The following is a 23,560-nucleotide window of genomic DNA, read 5'->3' on the forward strand; positions in this document are numbered from 1 at the left end:
GTGAAGAATCGCTTGCCTCTGCTTACTCTGCTTGCTTCGGCCCTGTTGGCTGCCTGTGCCAGTGCGCCTTCCTCCGCGCCGGTGGCCCCGGTCGCCGCAGCGCAGGTCCAGGACGCAGAACCGCTCAAGACGGGTTTTGCAGCCAATCCCATCGTGTATTTCGCCATCACCGATCGCTTTCTCAATGGCAACCCAGCCAATGATGGCAGCTATGGACGCCAGAAGGATGGCGCCAAGGAGATAGGCACTTTCCATGGTGGGGATCTGGCCGGGCTGACCAGCAAGCTGCGTGAAGGCTATTTCAAGCAGCTGGGGGTGAATGCACTCTGGATCACCGCGCCGTATGAGCAGATCCATGGCTGGGTGCAAGGCGGCAAGGCCGAGTTCAAGCACTACGCCTATCATGGCTACTTTGCGCTCGACTACACCGTGCTCGACAAGAACATGGGGACGCCGGAAGAGCTCAGGGAGATGGTGGATACTGCGCACGCGCAAGGTATACGCGTGTTGTTCGACATCGTGATGAACCACCCTGGCTATCTGGACATTGAAACCGCTTATCAGCTTGAGATTCCGGTGCTGTGGAAGGGCGCGCACGATAAGTACACCCTGCAGGACTACCATGGCTGGATCGACTACAACGCCGACAAGCAGAAGTGGGCGCAGTGGTGGGGAGGCGACTGGGTACGCGCCGGCCTGCCGGGCTATCGCGAAGGCGGTACGGACGACCTCAGCAAGCAACTGGCCTACCTGCCGGACTTCAGGACCGAGAGCGCTGCGCCCGTTACCCTGCCGCCTTTCCTGAAGCGCAAGGCCGATACACGCGCCATCGAGCTGAACAACACCCCCGTCCGTGGCTATCTGGTGCAATGGTTGAGCGATTGGGTGCGCGAGTACGGTATTGATGGTTTCCGCTGCGATACCGCCAAGCATGTGGAGCTGGCCTCCTGGCAGGCCTTGAAGACTGCCGGAAACCAGGCGCTGGCCGAGTGGAAGGCGAAGAATCCGGGCAAGAAGATCGACGACGCGCCATTCTGGATGGTGGGTGAGGTATTCCCCCATGGTGTGGAGCGGGATGCCTACTTCGACAATGGCTTTGACAGCCTGCTCAATTTTGATCTGCAAGACAGCAAGCTTGATGACCTGGTGGCCTTGAACGATCTTTACGCCAGCTACTCTCATCGTTTGATCGATGGCAGCAAGGGGGACAAGCCCTTTGATGTGCTCTCCTACATCTCATCGCACGATACCCGGCTGTATCGGCGGGATCGTCTGATCAATGCGGGTACCGCCCTGATGCTGGCCCCCGGTGGCGTGCAGATCTACTACGGCGACGAAACGGCCAGGCCGGAAGGTCCGAGCAGTGCGGGCGATACCCAGCAAGGCACGCGTTCCGACATGAACTGGGCCAGTATCAATCCCGAGGTACTGGCACACTGGCAGAAGCTGGGTCAGTTCCGGGCCAGACACGTCGCCCTGGCACGTGGCAAGCACCATAAACTGGCCGACCAGCCGTATGCTTTCAGTCGGGTATACGGTTCCGACCGGATTGTTGCCGTACCGAAGGCAAACGGTCAGGTGAGTATTCCTGTTGGTGGCATTTTCAAGGAAGGCGAAGCCGTACGGGATGCCTATAGCGGCGTGGCGGGCAAGGTGGCGAATGGCGCGGTAGCACTGACAGCCAATGGCACGGTGTTGCTGGAAGCGCTGTAGTTGGCGGTAGCGGGGCAGGCGCCCCGGGCCGCGATATGCAACAAATAAGGAAACGATCAGTGAGTAAGGATTTCTCCCGTCTGATTCTCGGTATCTGGCGGATAGGCGACTGGAACATGTCGCCGGCGGAAGTGGCGGGTCTGGTGGAGGGTTGCCTGGAACTGGGCATCGATACCTTTGACCTGGCCGATATCTACACGGGCTACCAGTGCGAGGGCCTGTTTGGTGCCGCACTGCAGGCCAACCCGGCGCTCAAGTCACGCATCAAGCTGATCTCCAAATGCGGTATCGCACTGGTGACGCCGGCGCGGCCGGCACATCGCGTCAAGCACTACAACACCAGCCGTGAGCACATCGTGGCATCGGCGGAGAATTCGCTGCGTCAGATGGGCGTAGAGAAGCTCGATGCCTTGCTGATCCACCGGCCTGATCCGCTGATGGATGCCGACGAGATTGCCGAAGCGTTCGCTGCGCTAAAGCGCGCGGGCAAGGTCGAGCGATTTGGCGTGTCGAACTTCCTGCCCCATCAGTTCGACCTGCTGCAAAGTCGGCTGGACGAGTCCCTGGTTGCCAACCAGGTCGAAGTATCGTTGCTCCACGCCGATACATTGTTCGATGGCACGCTGGACCAATGCCAGCGCCTGGGCGTTGCGCCACAGGCCTGGTCGCCGCTGGGGGGAGGGCGTTTGTCGGCGGAACCTGCCGACACGCCGTTAGGCAAGGTCCTGACCCGCTTGAGCGGGGAGTTGGGGCTGAGCCGAGAGCAACTGGCGATTGCCTGGTTGCTGCGCCACCCTGCACGTATTCATCCCGTCCTGGGTTCGGGCAAGCTGGAGCGTATCCGCCTGCTTGTCGCTGCCCAGTCGGTGACTTTGGATCGACAGCAATGGTTTGAGTTGCTCGAGGCCGCACTTGGCCGCGAGATGCCTTGATATCCGCCTGCACCGGGAGGTGCAGGCTGCACGGAGTGAAGCGGCCCGACGAGGCTGAACCGTAAACAGAAGCAGAACGTCCCAACGACGTCGCAACCTACCCAAGCTTTCAGGAGCAAGCCCATGACTATCCGCATCGCCATTAACGGCTACGGCCGCATCGGTCGCAATATCTTGCGTGGCCTTTATGAGAACAATCGTCGCGATGAGTTCGAAATCGTTGCGATCAACAACCTGGGCGAAATTGAAGTCAATGCCCACCTGACCGAGTACGACACGGTGCACGGCAAGTTCCGTGGCGATGTCGGTTACGACGGCGACTTCCTGCTGGTCAACGGTGACCGCATCCGCTATCTCAGCGTTCGTGATCCGGCGCAGCTGCCGTGGAAGGACCTGAATGTCGATGTGGTATTCGAGTGCACGGGTCTGTTCACCAGCAAGGCCAAGGCTGGTGCGCACCTGGCGGCGGGTGCCAAGAAGGTCATTATCTCCGCGCCGGGTGGTGACGATGTGGACGCTACCATTGTGTTTGGCGTCAACGATGGCAGCCTCAAGGCTGAACATACGGTCATTTCCAACGCCAGTTGCACCACCAACTGCCTGGCACCGCTGGTGGCACCGCTACATAGCGCGCTGGGTGTGGAGATGGGGTTGATGACGACCGTGCACAGCTATACCAATGACCAGGTACTGACCGACCTGTATCACAGCGACTTGCGTCGCGCCCGTTCCGCCACCATGTCGATGATCCCGACCAAGACCGGTGCGGCTGCGGCGATCGGACTGGTGATTCCTGAACTCGCCGGTAAGCTCGATGGCCTGGCCGTGCGTGTGCCGACGATCAATGTGTCGCTGGTCGACCTGGTATTTACTGCCGGTCGCGATACTACGGTCGCGGAAGTGAACGAAATCCTGAAGGCCGCGGCGGCGAGCTCCAAGGGAGGTGTGCTGACCTACAACACCAAGCCGCTGGTTTCGGTCGACTTCAATCACAATCCGGCATCGTCGAATTTCGATGCGACGCAGACCAAGGTCAGCAACAAGCGCCTGGTCAAGGTCATGTCCTGGTACGACAACGAGTGGGGTTTCTCCAACCGGATGCTTGATACCTGCAAGGCCCTGTTCAACGCCCGTTGAACGAAGGTGGCGGCGAGGTTTGCCGCAGCATCTTGTCCAGACAGAGCCGGCGTACTGCCGGCTTTGTCCGTTTGGAGAGGAGTTAGGGGGCTCAGGACGGATCTTCGTCCTTGTTCTTGTGTTTGTCCTTGCGCGGCAAGGTCCACCAGACGATCAATACCAACAGCAGGCCGGCGGTGCCGGCTTCAATAAGCAGCCATTCCATGGGTGGGGCTTGATATCCGTGATCAAGCCGCCATCATAACGGGATACTCTCCCCGATTGCGTCTTCATGTCTGATACTTCCCCGAACAATCGTTCGCCGCTGCCCGCTGCTCGCCAACCCAACAGCGATTGGCAGACGCTTGCGACCTTGTTCCCCTATCTGTGGCGCTACAAAGGGCGTGTCTTCGCGGCCCTGGCGTGTCTGGCCATTGCCAAGGTGGCCAATGTCTCAGTGCCTTTGCTGCTCAAGAGCGTCGTGGATCAACTGAGCCATCGCGGCGATGCCCTGCTGGCGGTGCCGATAGGCCTGATCATCGGCTATGGCCTGCTACGGCTGAGTTCGACCGTATTCGGTGAACTGCGCGACGCTGTATTTGCCAAGGTCGCACAAGGCTCCATCCGGCGTGTGGCACTGGAAACCTTCGAGCATCTGCATCGCTTGAGCCTGCGCTTTCATCTGAACCGGCAAACCGGTGGGGTGACACGCGATATCGAGCGCGGCACCCGCGGCATTGGCTCGCTATTGAGCTTCATGCTGTTCAATATCCTGCCAACCTTGCTAGAAATCGCCATGGTGACCGGCATCCTGGTCACCCTCTATGACTGGCGTTTTGCTGCGGTCACCCTGTCGACGATTGCGGTGTATGCCGCCTTCACGATCGGTGTGACTGAATGGCGGACCAAGACCCGAAGGGCCATGAACGAGCTCGACTCCAAGGCCAACGTCAAGGCCGTGGATTCCTTGCTGAACTACGAGACCGTCAAGTATTTCGGCAACGAGCGCTATGAGGCCAGTCGCTATGATGAGTCGCTACAACGCTGGGAAAAAGCCGCGATCCGTAACGAAATCTCGATTGGACTGCTCAATAGCGGCCAGAGCGCGATTATCGCCGTGGGGGTCACGATCTTGGTCTGGCTGGCGGCTGATGGTGTCGCCAAGGGAACGATGACGCTGGGTGACTTGGTGGCCGTCAATGCCTTCCTGATCCAGCTCTATGCGCCGCTCAATTTTCTTGGCATGGCCTACCGCGAGATCAAGCAGGCGCTGACAGATATGGAAAAGATGTTCAGCCTGCTGCATGAAAATGCGGAAGTGCAGGATGTCGAGAGCCCGGCAACACTGGCCACCCACGCCGCCACGGTGCGTTTCGAGCAGGTGGACTTTGCCTATGAGAGTAAGCGGCAAATCTTGCAGGGTGTGGATTTCACCATACCGGCAGGCCATACCGTGGCCGTCGTGGGCAGTTCGGGAGCGGGAAAGAGCACGCTGTCGCGCCTGTTGTTCCGTTTCTACGATGTCAGCGATGGTGCCATCCGCATCAATGGCGAGGACATACGCGGCGTGAGCCAGGCCAGCTTACGTGCCCATATCGGCATCGTGCCGCAGGACACCGTGCTGTTCAATGACAGCATCTATTACAACATCGCCTACGGCCGGCCCGAGGCGACGCGCGCCGAGATCATTGAGGCCGCGAGGTCAGCGCATATCCTCGACTTTATCGAGCGCCTGCCGGATGGCTGGGATACGACGGTGGGAGAGCGCGGGCTGAAGCTGTCTGGTGGCGAGAAGCAACGTGTTGCGATTGCCCGGACCATATTGAAGAACCCACCGATCCTGATCTTCGACGAAGCGACTTCTGCACTCGATTCCAAGACCGAGCGCGCGATTCAGGCCGAGTTGGCAGCGATCTCCGCCAATCGCACCACACTGGTCATTGCGCACAGGCTATCGACCATCGTGGATGCCGACGAGATTCTGGTGATGGAACACGGCCGTGTCATAGAGCGCGGCAGTCACAAGGAACTCCTGGCTCAGTTGGGTAGCTATGCCCGGATGTGGGCGTTGCAACAGAGCGAGTCGGAGCGCGAAGCTGCCCTGGCGAGCGTGAGCTAGCCGCACATGGCGCACCGTCGAGCGGATGCGCCATGTGAACGATGATCAGGACGGGGAGGTCAGACGTACCAGCAGGTCCGCCGCGGCCAGCTTTTCTTCCTGGCTGCCCTGCATCAGGATCTTCTCCAGGATCGCGGCACCTGCTTCCCGTTCACCGCCGGCTATCAGATGCCGGGCTTGCTCCAGCGGCGTGGCGGGTTCGACCGGCGCCAATATCAGATCGCCGTGTGGCTCATCCTCGAAGGCGGCAGGAATCTCGATCAGATCCAGGTGCTGTGGCGGGGCGCCAACCGCAGTGATGGACTTGTCCAGCTCGAATACCAGCGGCTCGGCCAGATGATCCGCCGATGCAGGTACCGGGTCCGGCTCCAGATCGGCATCCAGTACGCTGTTCAGATCGCTCATCGGCTTGCCGAAAGGCGCTTCCAGAATACTGAACAGGGGATGGTCCGGGATCAATGACAACCCCATTTGCCGAACTTTTTCCCATAGCGCTTCGCTGGCAAAGCGTTGCCGGAAGTCCTGTGCCAGCGCCAGGAATCGCTCGGTGTCACGGTGGCCGTACAGCAGCTCCAGTAGCTGCATCCAGTTGACCACGCTGGTCGGGTAGATCTGGATCTCTTCCTCCAGCATGGCAATTGCCCGATCATACTGGCCATGCGCGGCCAACACCGCCGCCTCGCTGGCGGCGCTGTTGAGGATGAAGACATCCATGTCCGATTCCTGCGGGGAATGGGCAGGTGCCTCAAAGTGGGCTTGCTGGAGCACCGGCTGCGGCGCGACGGGCTGGCCGGGATTTATTTCTGCGCGCGGCTGGATGATGGTCTGCTCGTGCCAGGGCAGATCATCGTGTCCATCGTTGAACGCCGCTGCCAGTGTCTCGGTTTGCTGGCTACGCTGCTGTCGTCGTTTACTCAGAAGGTGCAGCAAAAAGGCCAGTGCGCTGGCGACAATGGCACCCAGCAGGGCAGCGAGGCCCAGGCTGGACCAGTTGGCCTGACCTTGTGCCTTCAAGGCCGCTGCATTGGCGGTGTCTCGGCGCAGCATTTCATTGCTGAGCCAGGCCAGGCGCTTCTCGAGCTTGTCGATGCGGTTCTGCGACTCATGCAGACGGGCCAACTGCTCGGCGGCCTGATCGAGCAACTCGCGTTCCTTCTCCTTGAACGCTTCCTGCTCGGTCGGCGTGGCCGTCGAACCTGCGGCGGCCTCCGGCTCCGTACCCGACAGCTTGAGTGTCCCCGGCTTGGACTGCGCTGCTGCGTTCGGGTTAGCTGCCGCGGCCGCCGGAGCAGCCGGTGCTGCTGGTGCCGGCATTGGTACCGGAGCCGGCTTGCTACTGGCAAAAGCAGGCGGCTTGGTTGCGGGCTTGGGGGCCTTCAACTTCTCCGGCAGTCGCAACTGCACGCCATCAGCAAGAGGCTTCTTGCCGCGAGGTGGGAGATGGGCGTTGAGTTGACGTAGCTGCAGGACCAGCGCTTTCTGGGTATCGGGCTGACCGGGGAAGATACGGGCGGCGATCGAGGCATAGGTTTCGCCTGCCTTGCTGACCCAGGTGCCGCCGTATGCCGCCAAAGGATTGGCGCCGTCGTCCGGGCGCGCGGAGGTGTTGCGTTTGCCCTGGCTGGCTGGCAGCGGCGCTACGATACCGTTGCCGCTGGCATTGGGACCGGCTGATGTCGCGCCGTTACCAGCACGGCTTTGCGGCAGGCCGGATTCGGCGGAGGCGGTACGATCAGCAAGGCGCTCTGGGGGGTCGAGCAGGAAAATATAGTCCCGCTTGGCTTCGCCACCGTCTCCGCAACGCATGCGGATGCTCAGCTTGGCGATCGGTTCGTTCAGCGCGCCATCGCCTATCAGTGTCAACCAGCCGCCACCGCTCTTGTCGGCTGCGAATTCGGTCAGGACGCGCTTCAGGTAGCCATCGTCGCCGCCGTCATAGAGACTCGCGGCGATACAGTCACGGCCTATGTACTCATCTGCATGCGCATTGATACGGACTCGCGCATCCAGTGTCTGGCCTATCCGTGAATTGATCTGCAGGGGGCCGAGCGTGGCCGAGAGGGCGGGCTGCGATAGCAACGCCCCCATTATCATCAACGCCGGCGATCCAATCTTGCTGCTGGATAGTCGATAGGACATGCAGTGCCTCTAAAGCTTGGGTGACCGACCGTAGGGAGCCCGAATTCGAACGGTGGAGGTCTTTAAAATCTCTTAGCAGTTATAGGTGCGACGTACCTTTGCTGGCCGTGCTTTGTGTGTTGTTCTGCCTGTTGCTGGGAGTTTAGGCAAAAACGATGCCCATAGGTATGGTTTATCGGCTGCTGTTACCTTTTTGTTTAGGTGATTTCTGAGAAAAACGCGCTAAACCCCGGTTTTTTCGGGTTTTTGTATGACGTTGTGTTGTACGTTTGTCAGTCTCCGCTTGATTTTGGTGCGAACGGTCGTGCTATTATTGCTACGTAAATTGTCCAAGCCAGCAGGGATAGTCATGGTCCGTACGGTCAGCAAAGGTGAAGCCACCAGGGAAGCCATCCTGGACGCGGGCATTGTGCTGGCCCGGGAGCTTGGTCTTGCCGCTCTCACCATCGGCGAGCTGGCCGACAAGGTGGGTATGTCCAAGAGTGGGTTGTTCGCCCACTTCGGTGCCAAGGAGGAGTTGCAGTTGGCGGTGCTGCGCGCCGCACAGCAGCGCTTCGACGAAGAAGTATCGCGGCAGGCCTTCCAGGCGCCGCGAGGGCTGTCGCGTTTGCGCTCCTTGTTCACGAGCTGGCTGGAATGGACCATTGCCCAACCACGGGGCGGTTGCCTGATCCTGGCTGCGGCCAGCGAGTTCGATGATCGGCCTGGGGCGATCCGTGACCATCTTGCTACCCAGCAACGAGGCTGGTTGCAAGGCTTGGGGCGAACCGTAGCCTATGCGGTGGAGGCCGGTGAGCTGCCGACGGATACCGATGAGGCACAGTTTGCCTTCGAGTTGTTTGGTTTGATCCTGTCTACCCATCACCATGTTCGCCTGCTCTCTGATCCTCGTTTCTCGGATGCTGCGCGGGCAGGCCTGGAGCGGCTGATCAGCGCTCCACCTCGTCGAAAGATCTGAACCTTTTACCTGTTTGCCTTGGGAGGCAGCCATGCATGCACTTACTGCAAGCTTTAATAGCACGAACGTTCGTAAAAAAATTGCATTGAGCTCTCTGAGGCTGAGTCTTGGCGCGCTGGGGCGAATAGCACCCGGCCTGGCGGTCGCATGGGCGGAGCGATTGTTCCTGACGCCGCCGCGACATGACTGGACCGTACAGGAACGCCCCTGGCTGGCGAGTGCGGAGCAAGGCTATCTGCATACCAATGGCTTGCCGGTGGCTGGCTGGAATGGCCAGCCCATGCGCACCTATCGCTGGGGTGAGGCCCGTCGAGGCAAAGTGGCGGTGATGCATGGCTGGGGTGGTCGCGCCACCCAGTTTCACGCCTTGATCGAAGCCCTGGTGGCAGATGGCTACCAGGTCATCGGTATCGATGCGCCCGGCCATGGTGCCAGCCCTGGTCGGCAAGCCTCGCTGCTGCATTTTGCCCAGGCGCTGACCCGTCTGCTGCGCAATGAAGGTGGGGTGGATGGCCTGGTTGCACATTCACTGGGCGGTGCCGCGGCCGTCTATGCACTGGCCAGCCACCGCTTGCCGGTAGGGCGGCTGGCCCTGCTGGCGCCGGCTTCTGATGTGGCGAGCTACGCCCGGCAGGTGGGCAAGGTACTAAGCCTGGATGGCGAGCAGTTGCAGGCTTTGCGCCAGCGGATGGAAACCCGGCTGGGCGTGGGCTGGGATGAATTGAATGCGGTGAAGCGATCTGCCGAGCTGGCAGTGCCTGGACTGGTCATCCATGACCGGGATGACAAGGAGGTCAGTAGCCAGTCCGGAGCCGCCATCGCTGCCGCATGGCAGGGAGCGCAATGGCACCAGAGTGAGGGGCTGGGACATCGACGCTTGTTGCGCGATCCGGCCGTCATCGCCCGCGTGCAGGCTTTCCTCGCGGGTTGATATCCAGGATGGGCGCTACAACGCGCCCGTCTTGCGCAGCTTGTCGGCGATCGCCTCGGCGAACTGCCGATAGCCCTGGGCGTTGGGGTGGACGGCGTCGCTCTTGAGTTTGGCTTTGCCCAGTATCTTGCCCAGGGCTTCATCCTCAAGCGGCACCTTGTATTCGTCGGCCAATTGCCGGTAGAAGTCTGGTATGGGCAAGGCCAGTTCCGGCCTGGGTGTTGCAACCAGCAGTACCGGTACCCTGTGCGTCTCGGCAAGCTGAAGCATGGCCCGCAGATTGGCGACGGTTTCAGCCTCCGGCCGGCGTTGCAGGAAGTCGTTGCCACCCAGGCACAGGATCAGCAATGCGGGTTTCTGTTCGGCCAGGCTTTCTTCCAGCCTGTCCAGCCCGTCCTGCGTGGTATTGCCGGGGATGCCCGCATTTTGCACCGGATGTCCGACCAGGCTGGTAAGGATGGCGGGATAGCTGGTTTCTGGTGTGGCACCGGTGCCGTAGGTCAGGCTGTCGCCAAAGGCGAGGATAGGTGCGCTGGCGCCAAGCCGGGGCAGCTTGGTTTTTTCGCCACAGCCAGCGAGCAGCAGGCAGCAGCAGATCAATAGTCGTACCAGTGGCCGCAATATCATGGTGTCGTCTCCCTTGACGTGATCGTAGCAGCGGAGGCGGCATCGTTTACAATCCGGCGACTCCTGCCTATCGATTGCTTCCGTGCGCCTAACCCACGTCAAACTTGCCGGCTTCAAGAGCTTTGTCGATCCGACCGCCATTCCGGTGCCCGGCCAACTGGTGGCCGTGGTAGGCCCCAATGGCTGTGGCAAGTCGAATGTGATCGATGCCGTGCGCTGGGTGCTGGGCGAGTCGTCTGCCAAACAGCTGCGCGGCGAATCAATGCAGGACGTGATTTTCAATGGTTCGACCAGCCGCAAGCCGGTCAGCCGGGCCTCGGTCGAGCTGGTGTTCGACAATAGCGAAGGTCGTGCCGCTGGGGCCTGGTCCCAATATGGCGAGATCAGCATCAAACGTGTGCTGACCCGGCAGGGAGAGTCCTCCTATCACATCAATAATATCCAGTGTCGACGCAAGGACATTGCCGACCTGTTCCTTGGCACCGGCGTCGGTACGCGTGGCTACGCGGTCATTGAGCAAGGCATGATCTCCCGCATCATCGAGGCGCGGCCGGAAGAACTACGCGCCTTTCTGGAGGAGGCCGCCGGGGTATCCAAGTACAAGGAGCGCCGCAAGGAAACCGAGGCGCGGATGGGTGACACCCGGGAGAATCTGTCCCGTGTGGACGATATCCGCCAGGAGCTGGCCGGTCAGCTGGAAAAGCTCGAAACCCAGGCGGGTGTCGCCGCCCAGTACAACGAATACCGCAACCGCCTTACCGAGCGACAGAACCTGCTGGCGTTGCAGCGCAAGCTGGATGCGGAGCGAGACGAGGCAAAATGTCGTAGCGAGATTGCCGAGGCGCAGACGGGGCTGGAGTCCCAGGCTACCCGTTTGCGTGAGACGGAAGCGGCCATCGAGATGCTGCGTGAAGCGCACTACGATGCGACCGATCGGGTAGGCGAGGCACAGTCCGCACTCGCCGACGCCAGCGCGACGGTTGCCCGTCAGGAGCAGAAGCTGCTGCATCTGCGAGAGACCCGTCAACGTCTCAGCCTGCAGCAGTCGCAGGCCAGACAGCGGCTGGAGGAGCTTGGGCGGCAGAAGCAGGCGCTGGCTGCCGAACAGGACGAATGGCAGTTCAAGCGCGATGAGGCTGCGCTGGCGCAGGAAGATGTGCAACTGGCCTTGCTGGCCGAGCAGGATGCCTTGCCTCGCCTTGAGGAGGCCTACAAGGCGCACGAGGCCGAACTCAGCGAGGCGCAACTGGCGTTCTCTCACGCACGGCAGACCAAGCAATTGGCTGAGCAGCAACTGCAGCATCTGGAGCGTAGCCTGGCTCAGTTGCAACTGCGTCGCGAGCGGCTAGAGGGCGAGTTGCGCAACCTGCCGGTGCCGGATGCCGAATTGCTGGATGAGAAACGACTGGCGCTGGAGGAATTGACGCTATCCCTGGAGGATGCGCAGGCGCGCATGCTGGCGCTGGATATGTCCTTGCATGAGTCGGAAGAAGCGCGTGGCCGGCATCGCGGTGAAGTGGAGCGGCTGCGTACCGAGCGCGCCGAGTTCGGTGCCCGGCATGACGCCCTGGCCAAGCTGCAGGCGCAGGCCGCGGCTGATCAGTCGGTATCGGCCTGGCTGGCGGAGCAGGGCTTGGCGGATGCCCCGCGCGCGTTCCGCCACCTGCACATCGAGCCGGGTTGGGAAGTAGCGGTCGAAGCAGTGTTGCGAGAGCGCATGAATGCCGTTATCGGGCCTGCCGGTGCTGCGACGTTGACCGCGATACCGCCCGGTCGGTTGACGCTGGTTTCTCCAACAGGTGAACAGTTGAGCCCGGCGCGTCTGGATATACAGGCGGCTAGCCCTCTGATCGCCCATGTCAGTTCCGATCTACCCGCCTTGTCCATGGCGCTGGGGGATTGGCTGGCCCAGGTGTGGTGTGTGACGGACGATGCGGCGCTAAGCGCCGTGCGGCCCCATCTTCCCGAGGGTGGGTTGGCCGTTGCGGCATCCGGCCACGCCATCAGTCGACACGCTCAGCATTTCTACGCACCGGACAACGCCCTCGCGGGCATGCTGCAACGGGAGCGGGAGTTGGCGGAACTGACTGCCCGGTTGGCCTCTGTCGGCCCCTCGCTGGAAGTGGAGAGCAAGGCGCTGCACACGGTTGAGCAACGGCTGGGCGAGCTGCATGCCGAACTCAAGCATGCTCGTACCAAGCTGGATGCGCTGCGACAGCAGCGTGGCGAGCGGCAGGTTGAAGTGGCCAGGATGACACAGGCCGCCGAGCAGGCCCAGTCGCGCCGGGATGCCTTGCAGGCCGAGGTCGGCGAGGTTCGCGCTGAGGCGGATGAGCTGGCGCTGGAGCGCGAGGAGGCCAAGGTCGAGGCGGAGTCTGCTGCGGCCGAGCTGCCGGACCTCGAGCGGCGGGTGGAGGCTGGCAAGCTGTCACGGGTCCAGTCGGAAACGGCGCTGGATGTGCAGCGTGGTCGCTTGCGGCAGGTCGAGCGGCAGGCGCAGGAGGCCGGCTTTGGCCGACAGTCGGCAGAAGCCCGCCTGGCGGAGATGACGCGGCGTAACGGAGACCTGGCCAGCCAGATGGAGGAAGCGCGCTTGCGGTTGGAAGAGGCGAGCTTTGATCTGGAAGGCATCGACGAAGGTGAGTTCGACGTCGGTTTTCAGGAGGCGGTCAACCTGCGGGCAGAGAAAGAGCGGCAACTTGCTGCCTTGCGTGACGCGGCCAATGCGGCAACCAATTCGCTCAAGGAAAAGGAGCTGGAAAAGCACCTGATCGACCAGGGCTTCGATCCCTTGCGTGAGCGAGTGGGCGAGCTACGGCTCAAGGAGCAGGAGGCGCGCCTGGCGCTGGAGCGTTTCACCCAGGAGCTGGCAGAGGCGGGTGCCGACGTAGAGGCCCTGATGCCGCTGATCGGCAATGGCCTGAAGATACAGTCCTTGGTCAGCGAAATCGGCAGGCTCACGCAATCCATCTCCGCTTTGGGTAACGTCAATCTGGCCGCGCTGGATGAACTCAATGCCGCCAAGGACCGCAAAACCTACCTGGATGCGCAGGCTGACGACCTGACCGAGGCGCTGGGAACGCTGGAAAGTGCGATACGCCGGATCGATCGCGAAACTCGCGCGATGCTGCAATCGACCTTCGATACCGTGAATGGCAACCTGCAGGAGTTGTTCCCGCTGCTGTTTGGCGGCGGCCATGCCGAGTTGATCCTGACCGGAGACGAGATTCTCGATGCCGGCATCCAGATCATGGCCCAGCCGCCGGGCAAGAAGAACTCCACCATCCACCTGCTGTCGGGCGGTGAGAAGGCTTTGACTGCGTTATCGCTGGTGTTCGCCCTGTTCCGACTCAACCCTGCACCATTCTGCCTGCTGGATGAAGTGGACGCGCCGCTGGACGATGCCAATACCGGCCGCTTCTGCGAGATGGTCAAGCGCATGGCGGAAAAGACACAATTCCTATATATCTCTCACAACAAGATCACCATGGAAATGGCCGACCAGCTCATCGGCATTACCATGCAGGAACAAGGATGTAGCCGGGTTGTGGCCGTGGATATCGAGCAGGCCCTGCAGATGCGGGAAGCCGCCTGAAGCGGGCTCAGACCTGCACCGCGCTGACCTACCCGGTAAGCCCATTACAAAGACATGCCAGGAGACAGCATGGAAAGCGAGCAGGTCAATTTTGAACTGCTGCAGGAAGTGATGATCGAGCTGCAGGATCGCTTGCCATTGCTGGAAGACGATATGCACCAGCTTGAGCGGTTCCGGGAGTCCCCGGAGCTGATCGCCAGTGCGTTCCGGCACGTCCATACCATCAAGAGCGATTTTGCCTATTGCGGTGCGACGCCGATTGCGGATTTCCTGCACCGCCTGGAGGACGTGCTGCAAAGCCTCCGGGAGCGGCGTTTCCTCAATTCCGCCCTGATCGCCGAAGCCGTACTGCAGAGCCTGGATCGGGTGCGGGACATGGCCATGACCTTGCGCTCCACGCGGCGGTTCGATGAAACCCCGCTGGATGGCCTGTTGGCATCGATCGACGAACTGTCGCGTGCGACGAGCCAGGCTGCGGCGGACCAGGCTGCCCGTCATGTGCTGCTGGCCGCCCATTCGCCAGGCACGATTTTGCAAGGCGCCAGCCGCTGGGCCGACCAGGGTACCGCCGCCGGACCCGCCGTCGAGCATGCGATCGCGCTGGGTACGCAGCTTTGTGGCGCGCTGGGTGCTCGCCATCTGCCCTGGCTGGATCGCGCCAACAGTCAGATCAGCATTATCCGTTCCCTCAATCGTCATTATCCGACCCCGCTGAACGATCAGGCACTGGTGTTGTCGGTGTACTGGCATGACGTCGCCATGCTGGCCTTGCCAGATACGGTGTTTGCCAAGCCACCGACGCCCAAGGATGAAGGTTGGCAACGCTGGTCGGAGCATCCGGAAGTCTCCGCCCAATGGCTGCTGGCCATTTGTCCAGGGGCCGAAGAAGCGGCCGTGATCGTGCGGCAGCATCATCAATGGGCGGATGGGCGCGGCTTTCCCTTGCGCAAGATGCAGGAATCCTTGCATCCGGGAGCCCAGATGCTGGCTTGTGCCGACCTGTTCTATGAGGGTGTGGCCGGGCTCAAGGGCGAGGAATACCGGCGCGCCGCCTTACGCGCCGTCTTTGATATCCATGGGGGGCTCGATACCCGATTCGACGCCTTGCTCATCAACGCATTCCAGGCGGCATCGCCGGACTGGACGCATCCGCCGGCAACAGGGGCATCGGCTCCTGCCTGAGCATAGTGTGGCTACCAGGCGTGATGGCGACTCCCTGTTCTTGGCGGCACCGTGTACATCCGTTAAGCTGCCGCGCTGTCGAGCGCCTGCGTACATGGCGTGGAGAAACATCGCATGACTGAATTTCACTGGATCACCTTGGGCCTTGGCCTGGCGCTGGTTGCGGGAGTGTGGGGCTATAACAGCTGGCAGGAATGGCGCTTCAAGAAGCGCGCCGCCGCTGCGTTTGCCAAGAGCCACCCGGACGTCCTGCTGGATACCCCCAAGAATATGGTTCGGCAGGGCGAGACCGGCCTGCGCTTCGAACCATCGCTGGAGCCTGATGCCATGGTGCTTGGTGAGGCGACGGCCAGTGCGCCGGAAACCGTCGATTTGAGTGAGTCGCTGGCCTTGGCGGTCGCTGTGCTGGACCCCGCCTTTGACTATGTCGCCGAGGTCCACCCCGGCGAGCCGGTTGATTACGCCGTGATCCCGCAAATCGATGTCGGCAAGCGCGTGCGTATCCTTGGCCTGGGCGAGAGTGACGAATGGGAAGTGATCCGCAGTGGCCAGCGTTACCATGAGCTACGCGTCGGTATGCAGCTCGTGGACCGGCAGGGGCCGGTCAGTGAGGCGCAGCTGGTGCTGTTCTGTGAGCAACTGAGCAGCTTTGCCGAGCGCGAAGGCGGGGTAGCGACTTTCCCGCGGCGCGAGGACAAGCTGCAGGTTGCCAGGCAGCTAGATGCCTTCTGTGCCTCCGTCGATATGCAGATTGGCCTCAGCGTGGTATCCAGCCGCAATCCCTTCGCCATTGGCCGTATCTATGCAATGGCGGAAGCCGCCGGCATGATCCTGGAAACAGACGGTATCTTTCATGCCCGGTCCGAGTCCGGCAAGGCGCTGTTCAGTCTAGCGGACCGGCACCACCGGCCGGTAGACTCCCTCGAAGACACACCGTCCGTTACCTTGTTGCTGGATGTGCCGCGTGTCGCCGGTGGCGAGCAAGCCTTTGATCGTATGGCCGATCTTGCCCAACAGATGGCTTTGACCCTGGGTGGGGATCTGGTCGATGACGATAACCGCTCCCTGAAGCCTGCCGACCTTGCGGCCATACGCAAGCAACTGGTTGCGCTCTACGCCCAGATGGATGATCGCGGTATTCCCGCTGGTGGCGTGGCTGCGCTACGCCTGTTTGCCTGAAGCCCCGTATGACTGTTACGCCTCCTGAACGTGCAGCCGAGCTGCGTGAACTGCTCAATCGCTATGGTCGTGAGTACTACGTGCTCGATCAGCCCAGCGTACCTGATGCTGAATATGACCGTTTGTTCCGGGAGCTCGAAGCACTGGAGCTGGCAAATCCGGCGCTACGCTTGGCGGATTCGCCGACGCAGCGCGTCGGTGGTCGGATACTGGACGGTTTTGCGCCGGTAAGGCATCGCGTTGCGATGCTGTCGATCCGCACCGAAACGGATTCCGGTCCGGGCGGCGCCGTGAATTTCGATGCCAAGGTAAGGCGCGATCTCGGGCTGACCGAACTCGATCCCGCGGTCGAATATGCCGCGGAACTCAAGTTCGATGGCCTGGCAATCAGCCTGCGTTACGAGGCGGGCGTGCTGGTGCAGGCCGCAACGCGAGGGGATGGAGAGACGGGTGAGGATGTGACCCAGAATATCCGAACCATCGGCCAGATTCCGCTGAGACTTGAAGGCATAGACGCACCTGCGTTGGAGGTTCGTGGCGAAGTCTACATGCGCCGCGATGATTTTGACGCGCTCAACGCCCGTCAGGCGGAGAAAGGTGAGAAGACCTTCGTCAATCCCCGTAATGCGGCAGCTGGCGCGGTGCGGCAGCTGGACCCCAAGATTGCCGCCCGGCGGCCATTGAGCTTTTTTGCCTATGGCCTCGGTGCGGTTGAGGGCTGGACGGTACCCGACAGCCATGGCGGTATGCTGGATGCGCTGGCGGAGATGGGTATGCCGGTCTGCGCTGATCGAGCCGTTGTAGTCGGTGCCGACGGCCTGATTGCCTTTCACCAAGCGATTGCCGGCAAGCGTGATGCATTGCCGTTCGACATTGATGGCGTGGTCTACAAGGTCAATGCACGCGCCTTGCAGGACCGGCTGGGTTTTGTGAGCCGTGAACCGCGCTGGGCGGTTGCGCATAAATATCCGGCCCAGGAAATGCTGACTACGGTGGAATCGATCGACGTGCAGGTCGGGCGCACTGGCGCCATTACGCCGGTTGCTCGCCTTGCGCCGGTATTTGTCGGTGGCGTGACGGTCACCAATGCAACCTTGCATAACATTGATCGTATCCGTCAGCTGGATGTACGCGTTGGCGATACGGTGATCGTGCGCCGGGCCGGGGATGTGATCCCTGAGGTGGTGGATGTCGTGCTGGATCGTCGCCCGACTGTCGAAGAAGGTGTCGATCTACTGGAAACCCGACAGGTTCCGCGGTACGCTCCGTTTGAAATGCCATTGGCATGTCCGGTTTGTGGCTCTCATGTGACCCGTGAAGAAGGTGAAGCAGCCTATCGTTGTACAGGCGGGCTGGTGTGCTCTGCGCAGCGCAAGCAAGCCTTGCTGCATTTCGCTGGCCGCCGGGCGATGGATGTGGAAGGCCTGGGTGACAAGCTGGTAGAGCAGTTGGTGGATACGGGCCTGGTCCGCACCCCGGCAGACATCTACAAGCTTGGCATCCTCAAGTTGGCGGCGCTGGAGCGCATGGCGGAGAAGTCGGCGGCCAATTTGCTGGCCGCTATCGCACAGAGTCGACAGACGTCCTTGCCACGCTTTATCTATGCCTTGGGTATTCGTAATGTCGGGGAAACAACGGCCAAGGATCTTGCGCGCCACTTCGGCAAGTTGGACGCGTTGATCGAGGTTGCGACGGTTGCCGATGAAGCACAGGCCCTGGCGGCGCTACAGTCGGTTCCTGATGTCGGCCCCATAGTCGCGCAATCGATACGTGACTTTCTGCTTGAAAGTCACAATGTCGAAGTCATAGAACAATTACGGGCGGCAGGCGTAAGCTGGGAGGAGTTTGAGCCCAGTGATGCATTGCCTTCCGGGCCGTTGCTAGGCAAGACCCTGGTGATCACCGGCACGCTGCCGAGCTTGAGCCGAGATGAAGCCAAGGCATTAATTGAAGCCGCGGGCGGCAAGGTTGCCGGCTCGGTATCGAAAAAGACGGATTACCTGCTGGCGGGAGAGGCTGCAGGTTCCAAGTTGGACAAAGCACAGGAACTCGGCATCGCCATCCTTGATGAGGCGGCCCTGCGTGGCATTCTAGCCAACTAGACCGGGACCAACCCGGCTTGTTAAAGCGTTTCAGAGGAACCAGATTTAATGCAAAAGATTACTAAGGCGGTCTTTCCTGTCGCTGGATTGGGTACCCGCTTCTTGCCGGCTACCAAGGCCAGCCCCAAGGAAATGCTCAATGTCGTGGACAAGCCGCTGATTCAGTACGCTGTAGAAGAGGCGATCGAGGCTGGGATCACCGAAATGATCTTTGTCACCGGACGCAACAAGCGTGCGATTGAGGATCATTTCGACAAGGCCTATGAGCTTGAAACCGAACTCGAAGCCAAGGGTAAGATCGAGCTGCTTGAAGTCGTTCGCAACATCATTCCCAAGAACGTAAGTTGCGCCTATGTCCGCCAGCCGGAAGCACGTGGCCTGGGCCACGCGGTGCTGTGCGCCCGGCCCTTGATTGGCGACGAACCGTTTGCCGTCATCCTGGCCGATGACCTGATCGATTCCCACAAGCCGGTCATGCAACAGATGGTCGAATTGTACGACGATACCCACAGCTCGGTCATCGGCGTGCAGGAGGTCCCCCGTGAGGACACGTCCTCGTATGGTATCGTGGTCGCGGAAAAGAACGGCGGCGGCCACCTGAAGATCAGTGGCATCGTCGAGAAGCCAAAGCCTGCCGAGGCGCCATCGACCCTGGCAGTGGTGGGACGTTATGTACTCACTGCTCGCATTTTCCGGCATCTGATCAATGCTCGCCCGGGGCAAGGGGGAGAAATCCAGCTGACTGATGCGATTGCCGCCTTGCTGGAAGAAGAGCGCGTGTTGGCCTTGCCTTTTGTCGGTACCCGCTATGACTGCGGTACCAAGCTGGGCTATCTGCAAGCCACGCTGGCATACGGCGCCCGTCATCACGAGGTCGGGGCCGAATTCAAGGCCTACCTTCAGCAATTCTGTGGCGTGTCGGTACCAAAATGAAGGTAAGGCAGATTCAGGCGAGCGATACGCTCGACGATGCCGCGCGGTTATTCGATGCTTACCGTCAGTTCTACCTCCAGCCCAGCAATCTCCCGGCCTGTCGCATGTGGCTTGCCATGCGCTTGCAGGCGGGCCAGTCCGTCGTCTTCCTGATGGAAGATGATGCCGGGCGGGCGGTGGGTTTCATGCAGCTGTACCCCAGCTTCTGCTCGGTTGCGCTGGCCCCCATCTGGGTGCTGTACGATCTGTTCGTGAGCCCGGAAGCCCGGGGACAGGGGATTGCCGCGGAATTATTGGAAACGGCACGCGAGTTTGGCGTGTCCCAAGGTGCGGCTTATCTGCAGCTGACCACGGCGCACGACAACTTGGTAGCACAGCGCCAGTATGAGAAACATGGTTGGCAATACGATACGGTCTTCCGTACCTATACCTTGCCGCTAGACCCTGCCTGAGGCAGGGCGGCGGAACCAGCCTAGAATGGGCTGAATAACAGATCATTGGGAGAGACGTATGCTCGCCATCATTGGCGGAACCGGGCTGACCCGGCTAAAAAACCTGCACATCACGCACAGGCAGGTAATACGCACCCCTTACGGCGAACCATCGGGTGCACTGATGTTCGGCGAGATCAATGACCATCAGGTGGTGTTCATTGCTCGCCATGGCTACGGCCATACCATCCCCCCGCACGAGATCAACTATCGCGCCAATATCTGGGCGTTGGCGGAGCAGAAGGTCAAACGGGTAGTGTCCGTATGCACGGTGGGTGGCATTCGCGAAGACCTGTCGCCGGGCAAGATCGTCCTGCCCAACCAGATCATCGACTACACCAGCGGTCGCCGGCACACCTTTTTCGAAGGCGGGGACAAGCCGGTTACCCATGTCGACTTTACCGAGCCCTATTGCAGCAAGTTGCGTGGCCGCCTACTGAAGGCCGCCAAAGCCAGCCAGCAAAGCATCCTGACAGAAGGCGTCTATGCTGCAACGCAGGGGCCGCGCCTGGAAACCGCCGCCGAGATCAATCGCATTGCTGGTGACGGTGGTGACATGGTGGGGATGACCGGTATGCCGGAGGCCGCCCTGGCTCGCGAGGCGGGCCTGAGCTATGCCGCCATTGCGGTGGTCGCCAACTGGGCTGCCGGGCGGGGCGATAGCCGTCATCATGTTGATCTGCACGCAGCCGAGGGTATCTTCGATGGTGCCATCGAGCATGTACACCGTATTCTCGAAGCATTGGTAAAGGTCGATGGCGATTAAACCGATAGTCAAGATGGGCGACCCGCTCCTGCTGCGGGTAGCCGACCTGATCGAGCCGGAAGAGTTTGGCTCCCCGGCACTGGCGGACCTGATCCAGGACCTGCAGGACACCATGGTGGCCATGAATGGGGCTGGTATTGCAGCCCCGCAGATTGGTGTTTCCAAGCAGTTGACCATCTTTGGCGGCTTCAAGAGTGCACGCTACCCGGATGCGGAGATGGTGCCTTTCACCATCCTGATCAATCCGGTGCTGACCCCAATCGGCGATGAGATGGCGGACGACTGGGAAGGCTGCCTGAGTGTGCCGGGCATGCGTGGCGTGGTGCCGCGCCATCAGCGCCTGCGCTATCAAGGGTTTGACGAGCAGGGCAGGGAGATCGACCGTACCGTCGAGGGTTTCCATGCTCGCGTGGTGCAGCATGAGTGTGATCACCTGTTCGGCATGCTTTATCCCATGCGGATTCGCGATATGCGGACCTTCGGTTTTATCGATGCCCTGGGGTTGGGCGACCTGCCTGACGAGTGACTTGGCAGAATTATTGCTAGGCAAATATTTCACCCACCAACACACAAAGATCGAGCGGCCATGAGCGACAAGGACTTCTTCAAGGACAAGGCCATTCTGGTCACCGGCGGTACCGGATCCTTCGGCCGGAAATTCATTGCGACCCTGCTCAAGGAGCACAAGCCACGCCGGGTCGTGGTGTTTTCTCGGGACGAGCTCAAGCAGTTCGAGATGCAGCAGGAACTGAATGCGCCCGAGATGCGCTATTTTCTGGGTGATGTCCGGGATGGCGAGCGTCTGCGCCAGGCGATGCGCAGTATCGACTACGTGGTTCACGCCGCGGCACTCAAGCAGGTGCCTGCTGCGGAGTACAACCCGACCGAATGCATTCGTACCAATGTCGGCGGGGCGGAGAATGTCATCAACGCGGCGATCGAGTGCGGTGTGGAGAAGGTCATCGCATTGTCGACCGACAAGGCCTCCAGTCCGATCAATCTGTACGGTGCGACCAAGCTGCTCAGCGACAAGCTGTTCGTGGCGGCCAACAACATTACGGGGGGTCACAAGACGCGTTTCGCCGTCGTACGCTACGGCAATGTGGTCGGCTCGCGCGGCTCGGTCCTGCCGTTCTTCCGCAAGCTGATCGCGGAAGGCGCGGATTCCCTGCCGATCACCGATCCGCGCATGACGCGGTTCTGGATCACGCTGCAGGACGGCGTGGGTTTCGTGATCAACAACTTCCAGCGCATGCAGGGCGGCGAGATCTTCGTGCCCAAGATCGCTTCAGCCCGCATTGTCGATCTGGCTACTGCCATCGCGCCCAAGCTGCCGCAACGGGTGATCGGTATACGCCCTGGCGAGAAGCTGCACGAGATGATGATCTCGCGTGACGACGCGCAACATACCTTCGAGTTCAAGGATCACTATGTGATCGCCCCGGCCATCAATTTCATCGTCCAGAGCAACTACCAGACCGATGCACTGGGCGGTGTCGGCAAGAAGGTGGCGGAAGGCTTCGAGTATGTGTCCGATACCAATCCGCACTACCTGAGCATTGAAGAACTGATCCAGCTGGAACGCGAGACAGCATGATCCCCTATGGCCGCCAGCAGATAGACCAGTCGGATATCGACGCCGTTGTCGAGGTGCTCAAGTCGGATTGGCTGACCCAGGGGCCGACCATTGCACGCTTCGAGGAGGCCATGGCGGCCTACTGTGGGGCACGTTACGGTGTGGCGGTATGTAATGCCACTGCCGCCTTGCATATCGCCTGTCTTGCCGCGGATCTGGGCCCGGGTGATCTGCTCTGGACTACCCCGAACACCTTTCTGGCCAGTGCCAACTGTGGCCGCTACTGCGGTGCGGATATCGATTTCGTGGATATCGACCCCGGCACCTGGAACCTGTGTGCCGAGAAGCTGGCCGTCAAGCTGCAAGAGGCCAAACAACATGGCCGTCTACCCAAGGTTGTCGTGCCGGTGGCGTTCGGCGGCCAGAGTTGCGATATGGTCCGTATCAAGGCCTTGTCGCAGCAATATGGCTTCATGATCATCGAAGATGCGTCCCATGCCGTCGGTGCCAGCTACCAGGGCAAGCCGGTGGGCTGTGGCGATTTCGCGGACATGACGGTATTCAGCTTTCACCCGGTCAAGATCATCACGACCGGGGAGGGCGGCTTGATCCTGACCAATCGGCCCGAACTCGCCGAGCGGCTGCAGCGTCTGCGCAGCCACGGCATGACACGTGATCCCGCGCAGATGAGCGAGCCTAGCCATGGTCCTTGGTATTACCAACAGACTGAGCTTGGCTACAACTATCGCATCACCGATATCCAGGCGGCTTTGGGCCTGTCCCAGTTGAAACGGCTGGATGGTTTTCTGGCACGCCGGCGGTCCTTGGCTGATCGTTACGACCAGCTGCTGGCTTCGCTGCCTTTGCAGCTACCCAAGCGTGAAAGTGGCGCCTTGTCGGCCTGGCACCTGTACGTGGTCAGGCTGCAAGCCGGGACGGGCGTGTCGCACCGGCAGTTCTTCGATGCCTTGCGGGCTGCCGGCATCGGCGTGAATCTGCACTACATTCCGGTCCATACCCAGCCTTACTACCAGGCCTTGGGCTTCAAGGTCGGTGACTTCCCCGAGGCGGAGCGCTACTACGCGGAAGCAGTCAGCCTGCCGATATACGCTGGCTTGAGGGATGACCAGCAGGACGAGGTTGTCCGTGCGATCAAGAAGGCCCTACTGCCGTCGTGAGTGATCTGGCCGGGAGGCCGGCA

General features: G+C 60.9%; 18 protein-coding genes. 16 read left to right on the top strand and 2 right to left on the bottom strand.

Annotation, left to right across the window (positions count from 1 at the left end; all coding sequences use genetic code 11):
• Window positions 1–12 precede the first annotated feature (12 nt).
• From ACYVHK_RS21540 to ACYVHK_RS21555, 4 genes are all read left to right on the top strand, one after another.
• Entirely contained in the window at window positions 13–1,713 is a 1,701-nt protein-coding gene (locus ACYVHK_RS21540) for an alpha-amylase family glycosyl hydrolase (RefSeq protein ID WP_460536436.1), read from the top strand.
• Between the two features lie 59 nt (window positions 1,714–1,772).
• The gene (locus tag ACYVHK_RS21545) at window positions 1,773–2,645 is read left to right on the top strand and encodes an aldo/keto reductase (protein WP_460536438.1); all 873 of its coding nucleotides are present in this window, start codon (window positions 1,773–1,775) and stop codon (window positions 2,643–2,645) included.
• A gap of 123 nt (window positions 2,646–2,768) precedes the next feature.
• Window positions 2,769–3,782 (top strand): type I glyceraldehyde-3-phosphate dehydrogenase, encoded by a 1,014-nt coding sequence (gene gap, locus ACYVHK_RS21550; protein WP_460536441.1) that lies wholly within the window; start codon window positions 2,769–2,771, stop codon window positions 3,780–3,782.
• Between the two features lie 271 nt (window positions 3,783–4,053).
• Window positions 4,054–5,880, top strand: a complete 1,827-nt coding sequence (locus ACYVHK_RS21555) for an ABCB family ABC transporter ATP-binding protein/permease (protein WP_460536443.1) — start codon at window positions 4,054–4,056, stop codon at window positions 5,878–5,880.
• Between the two features lie 45 nt (window positions 5,881–5,925).
• Here ACYVHK_RS21555 and ACYVHK_RS21560 read toward each other — a convergent pair whose 3' ends face one another.
• Window positions 5,926–8,019: a type IV pilus assembly protein FimV gene (locus ACYVHK_RS21560; protein ID WP_460536445.1), complete on the bottom strand. Its 2,094-nt coding sequence runs from the start codon at window positions 8,017–8,019 to the stop codon at window positions 5,926–5,928.
• A 349-nt stretch (window positions 8,020–8,368) separates the two neighbouring features.
• Here ACYVHK_RS21560 and ACYVHK_RS21565 point away from each other — a divergent pair, with 349 nt between their 5' ends.
• Window positions 8,369–8,977: a TetR/AcrR family transcriptional regulator gene (locus ACYVHK_RS21565; RefSeq protein ID WP_460536447.1), complete on the top strand. Its 609-nt coding sequence runs from the start codon at window positions 8,369–8,371 to the stop codon at window positions 8,975–8,977.
• 85 nt (window positions 8,978–9,062) lie between these two features.
• Window positions 9,063–9,908 carry an alpha/beta hydrolase gene (locus tag ACYVHK_RS21570; RefSeq protein WP_460536449.1) on the top strand — a complete coding sequence of 282 codons (846 nt, stop codon included), beginning with the start codon at window positions 9,063–9,065 and terminating at the stop codon, window positions 9,906–9,908.
• 15 nt (window positions 9,909–9,923) lie between these two features.
• Here ACYVHK_RS21570 and ACYVHK_RS21575 read toward each other — a convergent pair whose 3' ends face one another.
• Window positions 9,924–10,535, bottom strand: coding sequence for an arylesterase (locus ACYVHK_RS21575; RefSeq protein WP_460536451.1), 612 nt, complete (start codon window positions 10,533–10,535; stop codon window positions 9,924–9,926).
• A gap of 145 nt (window positions 10,536–10,680) precedes the next feature.
• Between ACYVHK_RS21575 and smc the strand changes: the two genes are divergently transcribed.
• The 10 genes from smc to pseC all read left to right on the top strand — a co-directional run bounded on the left by smc (window position 10,681) and on the right by pseC (window position 23,537).
• On the top strand, window positions 10,681–14,130 hold the full coding sequence (smc, locus tag ACYVHK_RS21580; protein WP_460537082.1) for a chromosome segregation protein SMC: 3,450 nt from the start codon (window positions 10,681–10,683) through the stop codon (window positions 14,128–14,130).
• Window positions 14,131–14,199: 69 nt separating this feature from the next.
• Window positions 14,200–15,312, top strand: a complete 1,113-nt coding sequence (locus ACYVHK_RS21585) for an HD-GYP domain-containing protein (RefSeq protein WP_460536452.1) — start codon at window positions 14,200–14,202, stop codon at window positions 15,310–15,312.
• Between the two features lie 114 nt (window positions 15,313–15,426).
• Window positions 15,427–16,491 (top strand): cell division protein ZipA C-terminal FtsZ-binding domain-containing protein, encoded by a 1,065-nt coding sequence (locus ACYVHK_RS21590; protein WP_460536454.1) that lies wholly within the window; start codon window positions 15,427–15,429, stop codon window positions 16,489–16,491.
• Between the two features lie 8 nt (window positions 16,492–16,499).
• Window positions 16,500–18,593: an NAD-dependent DNA ligase LigA gene (ligA, locus tag ACYVHK_RS21595; RefSeq protein ID WP_460536456.1), complete on the top strand. Its 2,094-nt coding sequence runs from the start codon at window positions 16,500–16,502 to the stop codon at window positions 18,591–18,593.
• Between the two features lie 48 nt (window positions 18,594–18,641).
• Window positions 18,642–19,526, top strand: a complete 885-nt coding sequence (galU, locus tag ACYVHK_RS21600) for a UTP--glucose-1-phosphate uridylyltransferase (protein WP_460536459.1) — start codon at window positions 18,642–18,644, stop codon at window positions 19,524–19,526.
• Window positions 19,523–19,978, top strand: coding sequence for a GNAT family N-acetyltransferase (locus ACYVHK_RS21605; protein ID WP_460536461.1), 456 nt, complete (start codon window positions 19,523–19,525; stop codon window positions 19,976–19,978). The genes galU and ACYVHK_RS21605 overlap by 4 nt, the downstream gene beginning before the upstream one ends.
• 58 nt (window positions 19,979–20,036) lie before the next feature.
• The gene (locus ACYVHK_RS21610; protein WP_460536463.1) at window positions 20,037–20,783 is read left to right on the top strand and encodes a nucleoside phosphorylase-I family protein; all 747 of its coding nucleotides are present in this window, start codon (window positions 20,037–20,039) and stop codon (window positions 20,781–20,783) included.
• 13 nt (window positions 20,784–20,796) lie between these two features.
• Entirely contained in the window at window positions 20,797–21,309 is a 513-nt protein-coding gene (locus ACYVHK_RS21615; protein WP_460536465.1) for a peptide deformylase, read from the top strand.
• A 60-nt stretch (window positions 21,310–21,369) separates the two neighbouring features.
• Entirely contained in the window at window positions 21,370–22,380 is a 1,011-nt protein-coding gene (gene pseB, locus ACYVHK_RS21620) for a UDP-N-acetylglucosamine 4,6-dehydratase (inverting) (RefSeq protein ID WP_460536467.1), read from the top strand.
• Window positions 22,377–23,537 carry a UDP-4-amino-4,6-dideoxy-N-acetyl-beta-L-altrosamine transaminase gene (gene pseC / locus ACYVHK_RS21625; protein ID WP_460536469.1) on the top strand — a complete coding sequence of 387 codons (1,161 nt, stop codon included), beginning with the start codon at window positions 22,377–22,379 and terminating at the stop codon, window positions 23,535–23,537. The genes pseB and pseC overlap by 4 nt, the downstream gene beginning before the upstream one ends.
• Window positions 23,538–23,560: the final 23 nt, after the last annotated feature.

Source organism: Chitinimonas naiadis (assembly GCF_054780835.1).

Excerpts from the sequence above, each read along its gene's own strand:
- gap (WP_460536441.1), top strand. The coding sequence starts at position 2,769 with ATGACTATCCGCATCGCCATTAACGGCTACGGCCGCATCGGTCGCAAT.
- ACYVHK_RS21555 (WP_460536443.1), top strand. The coding sequence starts at position 4,054 with ATGTCTGATACTTCCCCGAACAATCGTTCGCCGCTGCCCGCTGCTCGC.
- ACYVHK_RS21560 (WP_460536445.1), bottom strand. The coding sequence starts at position 8,019 with ATGTCCTATCGACTATCCAGCAGCAAGATTGGATCGCCGGCGTTGATG.
- ACYVHK_RS21565 (WP_460536447.1), top strand. The coding sequence starts at position 8,369 with ATGGTCCGTACGGTCAGCAAAGGTGAAGCCACCAGGGAAGCCATCCTG.
- ACYVHK_RS21575 (WP_460536451.1), bottom strand. The coding sequence starts at position 10,535 with ATGATATTGCGGCCACTGGTACGACTATTGATCTGCTGCTGCCTGCTG.
- ACYVHK_RS21585 (WP_460536452.1), top strand. The coding sequence starts at position 14,200 with ATGGAAAGCGAGCAGGTCAATTTTGAACTGCTGCAGGAAGTGATGATC.
- ACYVHK_RS21590 (WP_460536454.1), top strand. The coding sequence starts at position 15,427 with ATGACTGAATTTCACTGGATCACCTTGGGCCTTGGCCTGGCGCTGGTT.
- ligA (WP_460536456.1), top strand. The coding sequence starts at position 16,500 with ATGACTGTTACGCCTCCTGAACGTGCAGCCGAGCTGCGTGAACTGCTC.
- galU (WP_460536459.1), top strand. The coding sequence starts at position 18,642 with ATGCAAAAGATTACTAAGGCGGTCTTTCCTGTCGCTGGATTGGGTACC.
- ACYVHK_RS21605 (WP_460536461.1), top strand. The coding sequence starts at position 19,523 with ATGAAGGTAAGGCAGATTCAGGCGAGCGATACGCTCGACGATGCCGCG.
- ACYVHK_RS21610 (WP_460536463.1), top strand. The coding sequence starts at position 20,037 with ATGCTCGCCATCATTGGCGGAACCGGGCTGACCCGGCTAAAAAACCTG.
- ACYVHK_RS21615 (WP_460536465.1), top strand. The coding sequence starts at position 20,797 with ATGGGCGACCCGCTCCTGCTGCGGGTAGCCGACCTGATCGAGCCGGAA.
- pseB (WP_460536467.1), top strand. The coding sequence starts at position 21,370 with ATGAGCGACAAGGACTTCTTCAAGGACAAGGCCATTCTGGTCACCGGC.
- pseC (WP_460536469.1), top strand. The coding sequence starts at position 22,377 with ATGATCCCCTATGGCCGCCAGCAGATAGACCAGTCGGATATCGACGCC.